Origin of the sequence: Aeromonas sp. XH (assembly GCF_033348475.1) — a bacterium.
In the GTDB taxonomy this organism is placed as follows: Bacteria; Pseudomonadota; Gammaproteobacteria; order Enterobacterales; family Aeromonadaceae; genus Aeromonas; species Aeromonas sanarellii.
In genome coordinates this window covers 915760-931533 of record NZ_CP137630.1, presented here as the reverse complement: position 1 = coordinate 931533, position 15774 = coordinate 915760, and the positions used below count along the sequence as shown (strand labels likewise).

Here is a 15774-nt window from a genome sequence, read left to right as displayed (position 1 = left end):
AGCAGATCAGCCATGGTTCATCAGACGATCGACCGCCTCGACCACATCGGCCACGCTGCGCACCGACTTGAACTCTTCGGGCTTGATCTTCTTGCCAGTGAGTTTTTGCAGGTGCACCACCAGATCGATGGCATCTATGCTGTCGAGCTCCAGATCCTGGTAAAGCTGGGCATCCAGGGTCACGGCGTCTTCATCCACCTCGAACAGCTCGACCAGGGTCGCCTTCACCTTGGTAAAAATGTCGTCTCTATTCATCACGATATCTCCTCGATGGCGGGATCAGGCCTGGGACTGGACCAGGGCAGCCAGGGCCTCGACACTGGCGAAATGGCGACGGGTGTCCGCATCGTCGGCGGAGAGCACTATGCCGTAACGCCCCTTGATGGCCAGTCCCAGCTCCAGCGCATCGATGGAATCCAGACCCAGTCCGTCGCCAAACAGGGGAGCCTGGTCGTCGATGTCATCCGGGGTCAGCCCCTCCAGATTGAGGCTGTCGATGATGAGTTGCTTTATCTCTCGTTGCAGGTTTTGCATTGCGCTTCCATAGGCTGTCATGGGGTCCCGGGTTGCAGGACCTGGGTAAGAAATCGGGTTAGCTGGCGGGCGGCCAGGCCACTGCTCTGTTCGCCGTCGCCCCACCCGGTGGCCGCGATCTGTGGCAAAAACTCCAGGGTAAAGATCGGCTTGCGCTGCGGGACATGGAACCACTTGTCCTGCTTGGTGAGAAAGCGCTCGCTGCAGTGAATGCGCACGGGCTGCAGTGTCACTTGGCCGCGCAAGGCAAGCTGGGCGGCGCCCCGCTGCAACCGGATGGGCTCGCCCGGCGTAGTGCGGGTACCTTCCGGAAAGATCAGCAGCAAGCCACCGCGGCGTACCCGTTCGATGCACAGTGGCAACAGTTGTTCCGCTTCCCCGTTGGGAATGTAGTCGGCGGCACGCACCACGCCACCGAGGAAAACATTATGCCACAAAGCCCGCTTGACGATGCAGTCGCACACCGGCAGCTCGGCCGCCAGGATCACGTAGTCGAGCAGGCTGGGATGGTTGGCGACGATGAGGGCCCCCTGCAGGGCAGAGGGCATGCCGCTGACCCTGTAGTCCAGCACCCCCAACCTCTTGAGCATGCCCATAAACAGCCGGAAGCTCTGCTTGATGCTGGCCTGCGCCAGGATACGACGCCGCTCCCCGCGCAGGCAGATGGCCAGCAACGGAAACCAGCACAGACTGAGCAGGAGCCCACCCAGACCGAACAGGGTAAAGCCGAGGGCGGTCCCCATCAGCCGCCAGAGCCGATTCAGCTGCGTCGCCATGACCACTCCCGGCGGCCGTCGCTCAGCAGGCATGCGGGTTGTTGCAAGAGATGTGCGCGCCAGAATGCCAGGGGCTGGGCCAGCTCGGGGTTCCGCCCGGCTTCCCGTTGCCCCTCGCAGCGCCAGCGTTCGACTGCGTGTTCATCTTCGCCACGCCCTAGCACCAGCGCCACCGCATAAGGCGCCGTGGCAGGGAGCCAGGCTTGATGAAACGCCGGGATCTCCCCCTCGAACGCCACCAGCAGCACCCGTTCACCGCCGGCATGCAGGTTGGCGATCGCCTCGGTAAATCCGGCCATCAGGCCCCCTTCTCCTGCGGCAATGGAACTCATGGGCAGGGCCGCCTTGCCCTGGATGGAGCAGAGCCCGGCCGCGGTGTTGTGCACCGACATGGAGAAATCCGTGGGGGAAAGCGGCTTGCCGGCCGCCAGGCCCTGCAGCAGCGCCATGGAACGCGCCAGCTCCCCATGACGACTGACGAAGATGGCGCTGTCGATGGGGTGGCGACCCAGCATATCCAGACCGAGTTGTACCGCGAGGCGGGCGCCTGCACTGAGGCGGCGCGCCATCATCATGGGGATCAGGGGGGTAAGGGGCAGCGCGGGAGTGACCCGGGGCCACTGTACCTCTCTGGCCCACTGTTGCCATTGACCGGCCTGCTCCAGTCCAGGAGAGAGCGCCTGCGCATCAAGGAGTGAAAATGAGAGCATGATAGCGGCGTTCTGTCCTTTTTTGGCGCGGGAATTCATTAGATATAATAAATGAGTTGTTCAATGTCGGCATAAAAATATGCGCAAACAATAACCAACTTGTTATAAGTATTAACTTTTTGGCATGGTAACATTATTTTTTAAAAAAGTAGATCCCCTCACATATCACTTATTGCATCAGACCATATTTTATTGAAAATATCATGACAATGATGTCTCATTGCCTGGCTTATTGCATTTAGCACCGGAGAATAATAATGAATTGGATCACAAAATCGGGGTTGGTACTCGGCGCATTCCTGCTCGTCGCCTGCTCCACCAGCAAGCCGATACAGAATCTTCCTGCCAACCAGGTGAATTTCAATTTGAGCGAAGAACAGGTTGGCAATGCCATCATCAACGGTGGTATCAGCAAGGGCTGGGTGATGAAAAAAGAACAGCCAGGTGTTATTCGCGGTCAATTGAACGTGCGCCAGCATCAGGCGGTGATCAATATTCCTTATACTGCTCGTGATTACTCTATCAATTATGTCAGCAGCATCAATCTGGATGATGATGGCAAAGGTGCCATCCACCGCAGTTATAATCGCTGGATCCTGGGGCTGAATCAGGCCATCCAGATCGAACTGTCCCGCGCCGGCACCCAATAACCAGAGACAGGACCGCCATTGAAACACTACCAGTGTGAGCAATACAACGCCCTCGATGCCATCAGCCAGGCTCAGCGCATCGCCTTCGCCCCCATGCTGTTTCAGGCGAGCTGGTGCCTGCGGGAAACCGGGGTGCTCGCCTATCTGGAGAGCCGAGGCAAGACGGGGGCCACCACGGCCGACATCGCCAGCCACTGCGGGCTCAGCGAATATGCGGTGGCGGTGCTGCTGGACATGGGGCTGGGTGGCGGCGTCTGTCATCTGGCCGGGGAGCACTATGTGCTCGGCAAGGTGGGCAAGTACCTGCTAAACGACCCCATGACCCGGGTCAACATGGACTTCACCCAGCACGTCTGTTACCAGCCGCTGGCCCAGCTGCTGGATGCCATTCGCGAGGGCAGGCCGGAGGGGCTCAAGGTGTTCAGCCCCGATTGGGAGACCATCTACCCCCATCTGGATGAGTTGCCTGAACCTGCCCGCGCCAGCTGGTTCTCCTTCGATCACTTCTACTCCGACTGGGCATTCCAGCAGGCGCAGGATCATGTGCTGAACTACGCGCCACGCTGCCTCTATGACGTCGGGGGCAACACGGGCAAGTGGGCCCTCTCCTGTGCGGCCAGGGATCCTGAGCTCAGTGTCACCATTCTGGATCTGCCGGAGCAGCTCGCCCTGGCCCGGCCCAGGATAGAGGCTGCGGGTCTGGCAGACCGGGTCCATGGTCACGGGGTCAACATGCTGGAGGCCGAAGGCCACCTGCCCGGGGAGGCCGACATCTGGTGGATGAGCCAGTTCCTCGACTGTTTCAGCCACGAGCAGATCGTCACCATCCTCAAGCGCATTCGCCAGCACATGAAGCCGGGAGCCAGGGTCTGCATTCTGGAACTCTTCTGGGACAGGCAGAGTTTCGAGGCCGCCAGTTTCTGTCTCAACGCCACCTCCCTCTACTTCACCGCCATCGCCAACGGCAACAGCCGCTTCTATCACTCCAAGCAGATGTACCAGTGCCTGCGTGAGGCCGGCTTCCACGTGGAGGCCGAGCACGAGATCCCGGGCCCGGGCCATACCCTGCTGGTTGCCCAACCTCTGCCTGCGCGGCCATAATGGCCCATCGATAATGGATGGCATACATCAGGAAAGGAGCGACCCATGATGCGCAATGGCCGGATATGGCTGGTGCTCGGGCTGGCCCTGGGGGCGGTGACGACCGGCTGCACCCACATCAAGGAGGCGGGCAGAACCGTGGGCCATACCACCAGAGACGTGACCCGCGAGATTGGCCACACCACCCGGGATGTGGCCCGAGAGATAGGCCATGGCACCCGGGATACCGTCAAGAAAGTGGGTGACGAGATAAGCAAATGACAACAGGGGCCCAGGCCCCTGTTGTGTTATCTGCGATTCGGAATCACCACATGGCCATCAGCCGGGACTCCATGGTCTCTCCCTGTCCGTCCGGCAGCGTGGCGAAGAAGTCGAGCCTGGTCTGCTCCTCAACCGCATCCACCGTCACCCTGCAGTCGGCCAGCCGGCTGGCCGACACCTTCTGCTGGGACAGGCCCGGCCCATCGCTGTCATGGGCATGCCTGCCCCGGCAACAGAGGACTGCTTCTTACGTCGGGAGAGGTGTGGGGGTGGCATCGTCGACGCCGGGAAATAGTGCGTGCTTGTTTGTTCAAGATCAAAGGGGTCAATCAGAACGACTCTAGAATCAGCCCGTTATTTATTTGGAACGGCATGAAAGGCGAGTCACCACCACGGGCAGGCGTTATTAATTCATCGATATACTTCCCATGAATTAATACGCCACCTTGCCAGATGAATTATTTGAGCCCATTCATTTCACGCCAAAAATGCAACATAACAACCAGCCTTCCATAACAAATAACCGGGTCTGATCCTTGGTACCCCGTATTCAGACAATGCCATTGATGATGCCTTCTTGTGTGAAGGCAAGAAATGGCCGTGCTTTTCAATCAAGATAAGGATGCATGATGAGAAAGTCCCTGTTGGCCACCGCCCTGCTGCTCTGCCCCACCGCCTTCGCCGCCACGACGCACTGGGAATACAGCGGTGAGGCTGGCCCGGCGAAATGGGCCAGCCTGACCCCGGAATATGGCCAGTGTGCGGGCAGCAACCAGTCGCCGGTCAACCTCGCGGGCCTGGTGGAGGCCGAACTGGCGCCCCTGCAGTTCCACTACCTGGCGGGTGGCAAGACGCTGGTCAACAACGGCCACACGGTGCAGGTCAACTATGCCCCCGGCAGCACCCTGGCACTCGACGGCATGCGCTTCGAGCTCAAGCAGTTCCACTTCCACGCCCCCAGCGAAAACCTTATCGAAGGCAGGTCCTACCCCCTGGAGGGTCACCTGGTCCACGCGAATGACAAGGGGGAGCTGGCGGTGGTCGCCGTGATGTTCGAGCCGGGCCAGGCCAATGCGGCCCTGAGCCAGGCCTGGCAGGCGCTGCCAGCCAAGGCGGGGGAGAGTCACGAGCTCAAGGAAGGGGTCTCGGCAGAGCCACTGCTGCCCGCCAAGCCGGACTACTACCGCTTCAGCGGGTCCCTGACCACCCCGCCCTGCTCGGAAGGGGTCCGCTGGCTGGTGATGAAACAGCCGGTGCAGGTGAGCCAGGCCCAGATCGATGCCTTCAAGGCGGTGATGCACCACCCCAACAACAGACCCGTCCAGCCCCTCAACGGGCGACTGGTGCTGCAATAAGGTTGTATGTCACCGACTTGCGCAATAAAAAGAGGGCCAACGGGCCCTCTTTTTTAATTGCAGCAAGTGGTTACAGGCTGGCGGCAATCTTTGCCCCCAGGGCGGCGTTGTTCAGCACCAGCTGGATGTTGGAAGCCAGGGAGTTGCCGCCGGTCAGCTCGCAGACGCGGGCCAGCAGGAAGGGGGTGGAGGCCTTGCCCTTGACCCCCTGCTCGTCCGCTTCCTTCAGTGCCTGGGTAATGGCAGCATCGATGTCCGCCTTCGGCATCGCAAACTGGGTCGGGATGGGGTTCGCCACCACGGCGCCGCCCGCCAGCCCCAGCTCCCACTTCAGGCGCAGCGCCTCGGCGATCGCCGCCGGGGTGTCGAGGCGGTAATCCACCTTGAAGCCGCTCTCCCGGGTGTAGAAGGCGGGCAGCTCCTCGGTCTGGTAGCCGATGACCGGCACGCCCTGAGTCTCCAGGTACTCCAGGGTCAGACCGATGTCGAGGATGGACTTGGCGCCGGCGCAGACCACGGCCACCGGGGTCTGGGCAAACTCCTGCAGGTCGGCCGAGATGTCGAAGGTCTCCTGGGCGCCGCGGTGCACGCCGCCGATGCCGCCGGTGGCGAATACCCGGATACCCGCCATGGCGGCCACTATCATGGTGGAGGCCACCGTGGTCGCCCCCATCCCCTTGTTCGCCAGCACGAAGGGGATGTCACGGCGGCTGCACTTGATGGCGGCGTGGCCGGCCTTGCCCAGCGCCTCCAGCGCCCCCGCATCCAGACCCACCTTGAGGCGGCCGTCGATGATGGCGATGGTGGCCGGCACGGCGCCGTTGTCGCGCACCACCTGCTCCACCTGGCGCGCCGTCTCCACGTTCTGCGGATAGGGCATGCCGTGGGAGATGATGGTGGACTCCAGGGCAACGACGGGTTTGCCGGCGGCAAGAGCTTCGGCGACGACCGGTTGGATATCGAGGTAAGCGTTCAACATGGGTACTCCTCCAGCATGCGTTCAACGGCGGCCTTGGATAGGCCGGAAAAGACGGTATCGGAACAATTGACGGTGAGGGCGGCGCAGCCGAGGGCGAACCGGGTCGTCTCGACGATGTCCTGCTCCTGCAACCAGGCGTGGGCCAGCCCTGCCATGAAGGCATCGCCGCCGCCGGTCACGTTGACGACCGGGCTGCCGAGCACGGGCAGATGGCCCTGGCACGCCCCATCGCTATAGAAGATCCCCTGATCGCCGAGGCTCAGGAAGAGCCGCTGCACCCCGGCGCGGTGGAACCAGGCCGCCGCCATGGGCCAGGTGTCGGGGCCGGCGATGCGGAAGCCGCACAGCTGCTCCGCCTCGGTGCGATTGGGTTTGAGGGTGTGGATGCGGTGCAGCCAGGGGCGGATCTTCTCCACCTTGGCGACAGAGACGGTGTCGACGAAGATGATGTGCTCGCCCTGGCGCTCGAACAGCCAGTCCAGGGTGTGGGTGGCGAGGTTAGTGTCGAGCACCCAGAGCCGGGCCGCGCCGAGGAAGCCGCTCAGGGGGGCAAGCCGGGCCGGGGTGAGCTGCTCGATGATCCCCATGTCGTTGACGGCGCAGCTCATCTCGCCGCTGCCATCGTGCAGGCTGAGGTAGCAGGAGGTCGCCTGCCCCTCCAGCACCAGCACCTGGCGCACGTCGACGCCGGCGCGCTGGCTCACCTCCAGCAGGTGGTGGCCGTATTGATCGTTGCCCACCGCGGTCAGCAGCCGGGTGTCGGTACCGAGCCGCGCCAGGTTCTCGGCGATGTTGCGCCCCACCCCGCCGGCCGAGGTGCGCACCTTGCCGGGGTTGGAGTCGCCGATGCGCAGGTTGTCGTGGCTACAGCCGCAGATATCCATGTTGGCGCCGCCGATCACCACGGCATAGGGGCCTTCTCGCAGCACATAGCCGCGCCCCTGCACATAACCCTGGCGCATCAGGCTGGAGATATGGCTCGCCAGCGCCGAGCGACTGATGCCGAGCCTGTCCGCCAGCTCCTGCTGGGCAATCATGGGGTCCTGGCGCAGCAGGGCGAGGATCTCTTGCTCACGTTCCGTCATAGACAAACATCCAGTTACAAACGTTTGTCCATTATCATCGAGAAACGTTTTCCCGCCACGATTGCGTGCAAGAAATGTCGGGTCGCGCACAAAAAATCACCGGGCAAGCCCGGTGATAGAAAAACGGTTTTCAGTTGATGCCACTCACCCCAGCTGTACCCAGACCTCGTTTCCCTCCAGCCGCACCGGCCAGCAGGCGACACTCAGGGCCGGATCGTCCAGGCAGCGACCGTCCATCAGGGCGTAGCGCTGCTTGTAGAGGGGCGAGGCGACCACGGGTTCCCCACCGGCATCCCCCACCAGGCCGCGCCCCAGCACGGCGACGCCGGCCAGGGGGTCCACCCCGTCCAGGGCATAGACATGCTCCCCGAGGCGAAACAGCGCCAGTACCCGCCCCTCCAGCCAGGCGCTGCGCCCGGCCTGCTCCGGCAGCGCCGCCAGCTCGCATACCCGATGCCACTGCCCGGAGAGCTGTGCACCGTCCTTGTCATCCTTCATACCACCTCCTTGATACTGATGGCGGGCGTGCAACCCGCTGGCCCCGCTCATACCACCTCCTTGATAGCGATATCCGGCACCCATTGCCCCCGCTCCTCACGGCGCGGCGGCGTCTCGTCCTCGGGCCGGTTGACGAAGGCCTCGAACAGCTTGAGCTTGTCCGGATCCGCCAATGTGCTCTTCCACTCGCACTGCCAGGTGCCGACGATCCCCTCCATCATGGCCTCCAGCTCGGCACCGATGCCGAGCTTGTCCTCGATGATCACCGACTTGAGGTAGTCGAGCCCCCCTTCCATGCTCTCCATCCAGACCGAGGTGCGCTGCAGCCTGTCCCCGGTGCGCACATAGAACATCAGCAGCCGATCGATGTAGCGGATCAGGGTCTGCTCGTCGAGATCCGTGGCGAACAGGTCGGCGTGGCGCGGCCGCATGCCGCCGTTGCCACACACATAGAGGTTCCAGCCCCGCTCGGTGGCGATGACGCCGATGTCCTTGCTCTGGGCCTCGGCGCACTCCCGGGTGCAGCCGGAGACCGCAAACTTCAGCTTGTGGGGCGCCCGCAGCCCCTTGTAGCGGTGCTCCAGGGTCTGGGTCAGGGTCATGGAGTCCTGCACCCCGTAGCGACACCAGGTCGACCCCACACAGGATTTCACGGTGCGCACCGACTTGCCGTAGGCCTGACCGGTCTCGAAGCCCGCCGCCACCAGCTCGCCCCAGATGGCGGGCAGCTGGTCGACCCGGGCGCCGAACAGATCGATGCGCTGGCCGCCGGTGATCTTGGTGTAGAGGCCGTACTTGCGCGCCACCTCGCCGATGGTGATGAGCCCCTCCGGGGTGATCTCCCCCCCCGGGATGCGCGGCACCACCGAGTAGGTGCCGTCCTTTTGCAGGTTGGCAAGGAAGGCGTCGTTGGTATCCTGCAGGCCACGGTGGGGCTTCTCCAGCACGTGCTCGTTCCAGAGGGACGCCAGGATGGAGGCCACCGTCGGCTTGCAGATGTCGCACCCCAGCCCCTCGCCGTGCTTGTCGCGCAGCGCCTCGAAGCTCTTCAGCTCACCCACCCGGGCCAGGTGATAGAGCTCCTGACGGCCGTAGGCGAAGTGCTCGCACAGCCCCTTGTCCGCCTTGACCCCGATCTCGCTCAGGGTCTGATCCACCACCTGCTTGAGCAGGTTGCTGCAACCTCCGCAGCCGGTGCCCGCTTTGGTGCAGCTCTTCACCGCCGACAGCTCGTGACTGCCCGCCCGAACGGCGGCCACCACGTCCCCCTTGCTGACGTTGTGGCAGGAGCAGAGGATGGCGCTGTCCGGCAGCACCAGGGGTGCCGGAGCGGCCCCTGCCTCCCCCACCAGCAGGGAGAGCGGCGGCTGGGGCAGCGCCACCCCGTTCTGGTAGTACTGCAGCAGCCGCTCATAATCGGCTCCGTCTCCCACCAGGATGGCGCCGAGCAGGCGATTGCCCTCGCCGTCGGTCACCAGCTTCTTGTAGATGCCCTTGACCCTGTCCAGCAGCAGCAGCTCCTGGGCGCCGGCGGTACTGGCGTGGGCGTCGCCGATGGAGCCCACGTCCACCCCCATCAGCTTGAGCTTGGTGGACATGTCTGCCCCCGTGAAGCGGCTCTCGCCGCCGCACAGGCTGGCCACGGCGGCCCGGGCCATCTGGTAACCGGGGGCCACCAGTCCGAAGATGCGGCCCTGCCAGAGCGCGCACTCGCCGATGGCGAGGATGGCGGGATCCGAGCTGTGGCAGCCGTCGTCGATGCAGATGCCGCCGCGCTCCCCGACGTCCAGCCCGGATTGCCGGGCCAGGGCATCGGCGGGGCGGATCCCCGCCGAGAACAGCAGGACATCGGTCTCAATGTGAGTGCCGTCCTTGAAGCGCAGGCGGTGGCGGGCCTGCTCCCCCTGCTCGATGCACTCGGTGGCCTTCTCCACCAGCACCTCGACCCCGAGCGCCTGGATCTTGTCCCGCAGCACGGCGCCGCCGCTCTCGTCGAGCTGCACCGGCATCAGCCGGGGGGCGAACTCCACCACCTGGGTCTTGAGCCCGAGCAGGCGCAGGGCGTTGGCCGCCTCCAGCCCCAGCAGACCGCCGCCGATGACCACGCCGCTGCGAGCCTGGGCGCAGGCATCGCGGATGGCGGCGAGATCCCCCAGGGTGCGATACACGAAGCACCCCTCCCGCTGATGGCCGGGGATGGGGGGTACGAAGGGCACCGAGCCGGTCGCCAGCACCAGGCGGTCGTAAGGGAACCGCTCGCCGTTGGCGAGGGTCAGGGTGCGGGTCTCTCTGCCCAGCACCTCCACCTCGGCCCCCAGTCGCAGCGTTATGCCGTGCTCTTCATACCAGGCGGGATCCGCCATGCGCAGGGCCTGGGGCGCCTTGCCGCCAAACACCTCGGACAAGTGCACCCTGTCGTAGGCGGCGTCCGGCTCGGCGCCGAACACCGTCACCTGGAAGCGCGTCAGCCCGCCGGCCGCCACCAGCTGCTCGACGAAGTGATGACCCACCATGCCGTTGCCCACCACCAGCAGCCGCTGCTTTTCGGTCTTGTCGGCGGAACCGCTGTTCTGGCGACCGGGCAGGTCCATGCCGTCCCCAGTCACCCACTGTTGCTCTTTGTCAGTCATGTCTCTCTTCCTTGAATCCGGCGGGCTCAGGCGCGCAGCTTGCTGCGCACCTGCCCGGCTGCCTTGAGGGGGGTCACATTGCGCTGCTTCTCGTAGAGGAATCGCAGCACCTGCTGGCGCAGCTTGTGGTAGTGGGGATCATCCGCCAGGGCGACCCTGTCCCTGGGCCTTGGCAGGTCCACGGTCAGGATCTCCCCCACGGTGGCGCTGGGGCCGTTGGTCATCATGACGATGCGATCGGAGAGCAGCACCGCCTCGTCCACGTCGTGGGTGATCATGATGACGGTGTTGCCAAGCTCCGCCTGGATCGCCATCAGGGCATCCTGCAGATGGGCCCGGGTCAGGGCATCGAGGGCGCCGAACGGCTCGTCCATCAGCAACACCTTGGGGGAGAGTGACAAGGCGCGGGCGATGCCGACCCGCTGCTTCATCCCCCCCGACAGCTCGTGGGGCATCTTCTGGCTGGCGTGATCCATCTGCACCAGGGAGAGGTAGTAATCCACCCGTTCCGCCACCGCCCGCTTGTCAGACTCCACCTGGGCCACCGCCAGCGCCACGTTCTGCTGGACGCTGAGCCAGGGCAGCAGGGCGTGGTTCTGGAACACCATGGCCCGCTCGGGCCCGGGGCCCGCTACCTCGCGGCCATCGAGAATGATGCCCCCCAGGGTCGGCTCCAGCAGCCCGGCCACCAGGTTGAGTACCGTGCTCTTGCCGCAGCCCGAGTGACCGATGAGAGAGACGAACTCCCCCTTCTCGATGCGCAGGTTGACCCGGCTCAAGGCCTCGAAGCGCCCCTGCTCCGTCTCGAACGAGATGCCGAGGTCGCTCATCTCCAGATAACTCTTCATTGGCTCTTCTCCTGCCTGAATAGGAATGTGGTTAACGCAGCACCTGGCGCTTGTCCTGAAGCAGAACCACTGCTGCAGGGCCTGTGCTGCCTCGGTTTCCCGTGGGCGTTCCTAGCGCAATACCTGGCGCTTGTCCTGAAGCAGGACCACTGCTGCAGGGCCTGTGCTGCCTCGGTTGCCCGCGGGCGTTCCTAGCGCAATACCTGGCGCTTGTCCCAGGACAACCACTGCTGCAGGGCCAGCATGCCCCTGTCCAGGGCACAGCCGATGAGGCCTATGGTGATCACCGCCACCATGATGCGGGCCAGGGAGGACGAACCGCCGCTCTGGAACTCGTCCCACACGAACTTGCCGAGCCCCGGGTTCTGGGCCAGCATCTCCGCCGCGATCAGCACCATCCAGGCCACCCCCAGCGACAGGCGCAGGCCGGTGAAGATCATGGGCAGGGCGCCGGGCAGCACGATGCGCCGCACATGGGTCAGGAACGACAGGCGCAGCACCCGGCTGACGTTGTGCAGATCGCCGTCCAGCCCCGCCACCCCCACCGCCGTGTTGATCAGGGTCGGCCAGAGGGAGCAGAGGGTCACCGTCAGGGCCGAGGTAAGGAAGGACTTGGCAAGCCAGGGCGCGGGACTGGCGTAGAGGGCGCTCACCACTAGCGTGATGAGGGGCAGCCAGGCCAGGGGGGAGACCGGCTTGAGCAGCTGGATCACCGGGTTGGCGGCGCGATAGAGCCCCTGGTTCATGCCGAGCAGCACCCCGCACGGGATGGCGATCAGGGTCGCGAGGCCAAAGCCGCACAGCACGGTGAGCAGGCTGGTGGCTATCTGATCGAAGAAGGTGGGGCGTCCTGTGTAGGGGCGCAGCTTCACCTCGGCCGCCGGATCCTCCGCCAGCCTTGCCGCATTGCGCGCCTGCTGGCGCTCGAGAAAGGCCGCCGCCTTCTCCCGCTCCTGCAGATGCTCCTGCCCGAGGGACCAGAGCTGGCTGGCGGTGGCGAGCGGCCCCGGCAGGGTGCCCAGACTGGTCTGCACCTGGCTCGCCCCCCACTGCCAGAGGCCGAGGAAGAGCAGCACGCCGAGCAGGGGCTGCACCAGGGTTTTCAAATTGATGAGTTTCCAATTGATGGATAGCCACTTGTGTCGTTTCATCGGGATCTCCTTGCTCATTGCACCCGCTCATCGCCCTTGAGGCCGATGGCGAACTGCTGCAGATAGGCGTTGGGGTGGCGACCGTCGTAGATGAGGCCGTCGATGAAGCCATCCTGGGGGCCGCGATAGCCCTGCTCGCTGGCAAAATCGGGGAAGTCGGTGGCCTTGAGCTTGCCCTCGGCGATGAGGGCCTCGGCGGCCTGGCGATAGACCTCCGGCTGGTAGACCGCCTTGGCCACCTGCTCGAACCAGGCGTCCGGCTTGGCCTCGGGGATCTGGCCCCAACGCCGCATCTGGGTCAGGTACCAGATGGCGTCGGAGTAGTAGGGATAGGTGGCGTGGTGGCGGAAGAAGACGTTGAAGTCCGGCACCTGGCGCTTGTCCCCCTTGGCGTACTCGAAGGTGCCGGTCATGGAGCTGGCGATCACCTGCTCGTCGGCCCCCACGTACTCGGGCCTCGCCAGCAGCTTGGCCGCCGCGCGCCGGTTGCCGTTCTGCTCGGCATCCAGCCACCAGGCCGCCCGCAGCAGCGCCTTCACCAGCCGGACATGGGTGTTGGGATGGCGCTCGGCCCACTGCCGGGTGACGCCGAACACCTTCTCCGGGTTGTTGCGCCAGATCTCGTGATCCGTGATGACGGGCACCCCTATGCCCCTGGCGACCGCCTGCTGGTTCCAGGGCTCACCCACGCTGTAGCCGGCGATGGTGCCCGCCTCCAGGGTGGCTGGCATCTGGGGCGGCGGCGTCACCGACAGCAGCACGTCCGCCTGGCGCTGGCCCGAGTTGTCCCCAAGTTTGGGCGCATAGAAGCCGGGGTGCAGGCCGCCTGCGGCCAGCCAGTACCTGAGCTCGTAGTTGTGGGGGGAGACGGGGAACACCATCCCCATGTTGAAGGGCTTGCCCCCCTGGCGATAGTCCGCCACCACGGGCTTGAGGGCGGCGGCGCTCACCGGGGCCGGCACCTGGCCCGCCACCGGCTTGGGCAACTGGGGCGCCATGGCGGCCCAGACGCTGTTGGCCACAGTGATGGCGTTGCCGTTGAGATCCATGGCGAAGGCCGTCACCAGCTCGGCCTGGGTGCCGATGCCGATGTGGGCCGCCAGGGGCTGACCCGCCAGCATCTGGGCGCCGTCCAGCTCGCCGTCTATCACCCTGTCCAGCAATATCTTCCAGTTCGCCTGGGCCTCCAGGGTGACGTAGAGTCCCTCGTCCTCGAAATAGCCCCGCTCGTAGGCCACCGCCAGCGGCGCCATGTCGGTCAGCTTGATGAAGCCGAGCCTGAGCTCCTCCTGCTCCGGGGCTCCCAGTGCCAGCACCGGCAGCGACAGCGCCGCCAGCAGCATCCCCGCACATCCTTGTCGTCCGTTCATTCCAGTCCCTCGCTCGGTTCACTCTTCCCGGCGGCCACGCCACGCTCCTGGGGGTTGCAGCGCCACCTCGTTGCAGCGCTGCGACCCGAAAGGCGAGTCGCGACCAAAAAAAAGCCCCACCGATCCGGGATCGGTGGGGCTTCTTTGCCCTGTTGCGGAGGAATGGCCGGATGGCCCTTCCCTGTCCGCTGTCTCTTCACTTGCTATCGTGTATTCGGTTATTCACTTTCCGTGCCAGCTCTGCCAGAGCCCGCCAGACGGGCTTTCGCCCCTCCAATCTCGCCCTCGCCACCCCCAATTTGCCTCAATTAGGCGCAGTTGCACCAAAACGGTTGACCACGGGGGCGCTCAGGCGGGCAATGCCAGCAACAGCTGCCGTGCCAGCTCCCCCAGGCTCAGGTGGCGGCTCATGGCGGTGCTGCGCATCAGGCGATAGGCCTGCTCCTCGTCCAGCCCCTGATGGCGCATCAGCCGCCCCTTGGCCTGCTCGACGAGCCGCCTCTCCTCCAGCTTCTGGCGCAGCTCGCTCTCGGTCTGCATCAGGGCCTGCACCATGGCGAGGTGGCTGCGGGCGAGGCGCAGCCACTGCTCCACCGGCTCCCGCTCGCCGCAAGGGTGGGGCACCAATAGCACACCCTGCTGCAACAGGGCGAGCTGGGTGTCTCCCCCCAGCCGCTCGCAGAACAAGAGGCGCGGCAGGCCGGGCCAGAGGGAGAGGCCGAGGCGCACCTCGGCGCCGAACTGTCGGCAGCTGACGAGCAGGGCGTCCCCCTGCTCCATCGGGGTCAGCAACTGCCGGACGTCGAGGATCCTGGGCTGATGACCGTAGTGGCTGACCAGCAGGGCCAGCCGATTGGCCTGACCGGGATCATCGGCGTGGATCAGCAGGCGGGAAGCGGGGCCGTCCTGACCCCGGGTGGAAAGAGTAGTCATGGCGCTCCTTGCCAACGGCTATCGCAACTTGTCTGCTGCCAATGCCGCAACATGAAGGCCAACTCTTTGAATCTACCTCCTTTTTATCTATCAGGAGGTAGTGGGGGTAGAGGGTGGATATCGGCTCAGGCGACCCTGTCCAGCGCCTCCGTCAGCAGACCTTGCAGCTCGGCGCGCAGGCGCACCACCTCCCCCATGATGATCAGCACCGGGCTCTGGCCGAGCAGGGCCAGCGCGGCCTGCGCCAGCCCGTCCAGCGTGGTTTCGTGCACCTGCTGGCGGGCACTGCACCCGGCCACCACCAGGGCCACCGGCACATCCAGTGAGGCCCCCGCCGCCAGCAGCCCCTGCCGGATCTGGGCCGCCCGCTCCAGCCCCATGTAGAACACCAGGGTGTGGCCGGCCCGGGTCAGCCCCTGCCAGCCCTGATAGTCGCCCTCGTCCATCAGGTGCCCCGTCACCAGGGTCAGGGAGCGGGCCAGCCCCCTGTGGGTCAGGGGGATGAAGGTGCTGGCGGCGCACCCCAGGGCCGCCGTGATCCCCGGCACCAGCTCGGCGGCGATGCCGTGCCGGGCCAGGTGCAGCGCCTCCTCGCCGCCACGGCCGAACACCAGGGGATCCCCCCCCTTGAGGCGCACCACCCGCTTGCCCGTGCGGGCCAGGGCCAGCAGCAGGGCGTTGATCTCCTCCTGGGTCGGGCTCGGCTCGCCGCAGCGCTTGCCCACGTCGAAGCGGGCCGCCCCCTGGGGAATGCGTGCCAGGATCTCGCTCCCCACCAGGCGGTCATAAACCACCACCTCCGCCGCCTCGATGCGTTGCAGGGCGCGCAGGGTCAACAATTCGAGGGGGCCGGGGCCCGCTCCCACCAGACTGATTTGGCTCATCTCAGGCTC

Annotated in this window: 18 protein-coding genes; 4 read left to right on the top strand and 14 right to left on the bottom strand. The window is 65.0% G+C overall.

The window, feature by feature from the left end; translation table 11 throughout:
* Window positions 1–6 precede the first annotated feature (6 nt).
* Genes R2B70_RS04420 through R2B70_RS04405 form a run of 4 tightly spaced genes read right to left on the bottom strand, consistent with a single transcriptional unit; the run spans window position 7 to window position 2020 of the window.
* Entirely contained in the window at window positions 7–255 is a 249-nt protein-coding gene (locus tag R2B70_RS04420) for an acyl carrier protein (protein ID WP_042079155.1), read from the bottom strand.
* A gap of 24 nt (window positions 256–279) precedes the next feature.
* Window positions 280–534 (bottom strand): phosphopantetheine-binding protein, encoded by a 255-nt coding sequence (locus R2B70_RS04415; RefSeq protein WP_042079154.1) that lies wholly within the window; start codon window positions 532–534, stop codon window positions 280–282.
* Between the two features lie 17 nt (window positions 535–551).
* Window positions 552–1310, bottom strand: coding sequence for a lysophospholipid acyltransferase family protein (locus tag R2B70_RS04410; protein ID WP_042079153.1), 759 nt, complete (start codon window positions 1308–1310; stop codon window positions 552–554).
* Entirely contained in the window at window positions 1295–2020 is a 726-nt protein-coding gene (locus tag R2B70_RS04405) for a beta-ketoacyl synthase chain length factor (RefSeq protein WP_318162739.1), read from the bottom strand. Before R2B70_RS04405 ends, R2B70_RS04410 begins: the two co-directional genes overlap by 16 nt.
* Window positions 2021–2277: 257 nt before the next feature.
* On the opposite strand from R2B70_RS04405, the gene R2B70_RS04400 reads away from it, so the two are divergent.
* Genes R2B70_RS04400 through R2B70_RS04390 form a run of 3 tightly spaced genes read left to right on the top strand, consistent with a single transcriptional unit; the run spans window position 2278 to window position 4032 of the window.
* The gene (locus tag R2B70_RS04400) at window positions 2278–2670 is read left to right on the top strand and encodes a hypothetical protein (protein ID WP_042079152.1); all 393 of its coding nucleotides are present in this window, start codon (window positions 2278–2280) and stop codon (window positions 2668–2670) included.
* Between the two features lie 18 nt (window positions 2671–2688).
* Window positions 2689–3771 (top strand): methyltransferase, encoded by a 1083-nt coding sequence (locus tag R2B70_RS04395; protein ID WP_318162738.1) that lies wholly within the window; start codon window positions 2689–2691, stop codon window positions 3769–3771.
* Window positions 3772–3816: 45 nt separating this feature from the next.
* Window positions 3817–4032 carry a hypothetical protein gene (locus tag R2B70_RS04390; RefSeq protein WP_042079149.1) on the top strand — a complete coding sequence of 72 codons (216 nt, stop codon included), beginning with the start codon at window positions 3817–3819 and terminating at the stop codon, window positions 4030–4032.
* 43 nt (window positions 4033–4075) lie between these two features.
* Here R2B70_RS04390 and R2B70_RS04385 read toward each other — a convergent pair whose 3' ends face one another.
* Window positions 4076–4210 carry a hypothetical protein gene (locus R2B70_RS04385; RefSeq protein WP_318162737.1) on the bottom strand — a complete coding sequence of 45 codons (135 nt, stop codon included), beginning with the start codon at window positions 4208–4210 and terminating at the stop codon, window positions 4076–4078.
* 451 nt (window positions 4211–4661) lie between these two features.
* On the opposite strand from R2B70_RS04385, the gene R2B70_RS04380 reads away from it, so the two are divergent.
* Entirely contained in the window at window positions 4662–5387 is a 726-nt protein-coding gene (locus R2B70_RS04380; RefSeq protein ID WP_318162736.1) for a carbonic anhydrase, read from the top strand.
* Between the two features lie 70 nt (window positions 5388–5457).
* Here the strand turns inward: R2B70_RS04380 and R2B70_RS04375 are convergent, their stop codons facing one another.
* The 9 genes from R2B70_RS04375 to cobA all read right to left on the bottom strand — a co-directional run bounded on the left by R2B70_RS04375 (window position 5458) and on the right by cobA (window position 15765).
* Complete coding sequence (locus tag R2B70_RS04375; protein ID WP_318162735.1) at window positions 5458–6366, bottom strand: pseudouridine-5'-phosphate glycosidase; 909 nt, start codon at window positions 6364–6366, stop codon at window positions 5458–5460.
* Window positions 6360–7451: a PfkB family carbohydrate kinase gene (locus tag R2B70_RS04370; RefSeq protein WP_318162734.1), complete on the bottom strand. Its 1092-nt coding sequence runs from the start codon at window positions 7449–7451 to the stop codon at window positions 6360–6362. The genes R2B70_RS04375 and R2B70_RS04370 overlap by 7 nt, the downstream gene beginning before the upstream one ends.
* Window positions 7452–7595: 144 nt before the next feature.
* Window positions 7596–7949, bottom strand: a complete 354-nt coding sequence (gene nirD, locus R2B70_RS04365; RefSeq protein WP_318162733.1) for a nitrite reductase small subunit NirD — start codon at window positions 7947–7949, stop codon at window positions 7596–7598.
* 47 nt (window positions 7950–7996) lie between these two features.
* The gene (gene nirB / locus R2B70_RS04360) at window positions 7997–10579 is read right to left on the bottom strand and encodes a nitrite reductase large subunit NirB (RefSeq protein ID WP_318162732.1); all 2583 of its coding nucleotides are present in this window, start codon (window positions 10577–10579) and stop codon (window positions 7997–7999) included.
* A 26-nt stretch (window positions 10580–10605) separates the two neighbouring features.
* Window positions 10606–11427 (bottom strand): ABC transporter ATP-binding protein, encoded by an 822-nt coding sequence (locus R2B70_RS04355; protein ID WP_318162731.1) that lies wholly within the window; start codon window positions 11425–11427, stop codon window positions 10606–10608.
* Between the two features lie 191 nt (window positions 11428–11618).
* Window positions 11619–12578: an ABC transporter permease gene (locus R2B70_RS04350; RefSeq protein WP_318162730.1), complete on the bottom strand. Its 960-nt coding sequence runs from the start codon at window positions 12576–12578 to the stop codon at window positions 11619–11621.
* A gap of 14 nt (window positions 12579–12592) precedes the next feature.
* Entirely contained in the window at window positions 12593–13948 is a 1356-nt protein-coding gene (locus tag R2B70_RS04345) for a CmpA/NrtA family ABC transporter substrate-binding protein (protein ID WP_318162729.1), read from the bottom strand.
* A gap of 348 nt (window positions 13949–14296) precedes the next feature.
* Window positions 14297–14881 (bottom strand): ANTAR domain-containing response regulator, encoded by a 585-nt coding sequence (locus tag R2B70_RS04340; protein WP_318162728.1) that lies wholly within the window; start codon window positions 14879–14881, stop codon window positions 14297–14299.
* A 125-nt stretch (window positions 14882–15006) separates the two neighbouring features.
* Window positions 15007–15765 carry a uroporphyrinogen-III C-methyltransferase gene (cobA, locus tag R2B70_RS04335; protein ID WP_318162727.1) on the bottom strand — a complete coding sequence of 253 codons (759 nt, stop codon included), beginning with the start codon at window positions 15763–15765 and terminating at the stop codon, window positions 15007–15009.
* Between the last annotated feature and the right edge of the window lie 9 nt (window positions 15766–15774).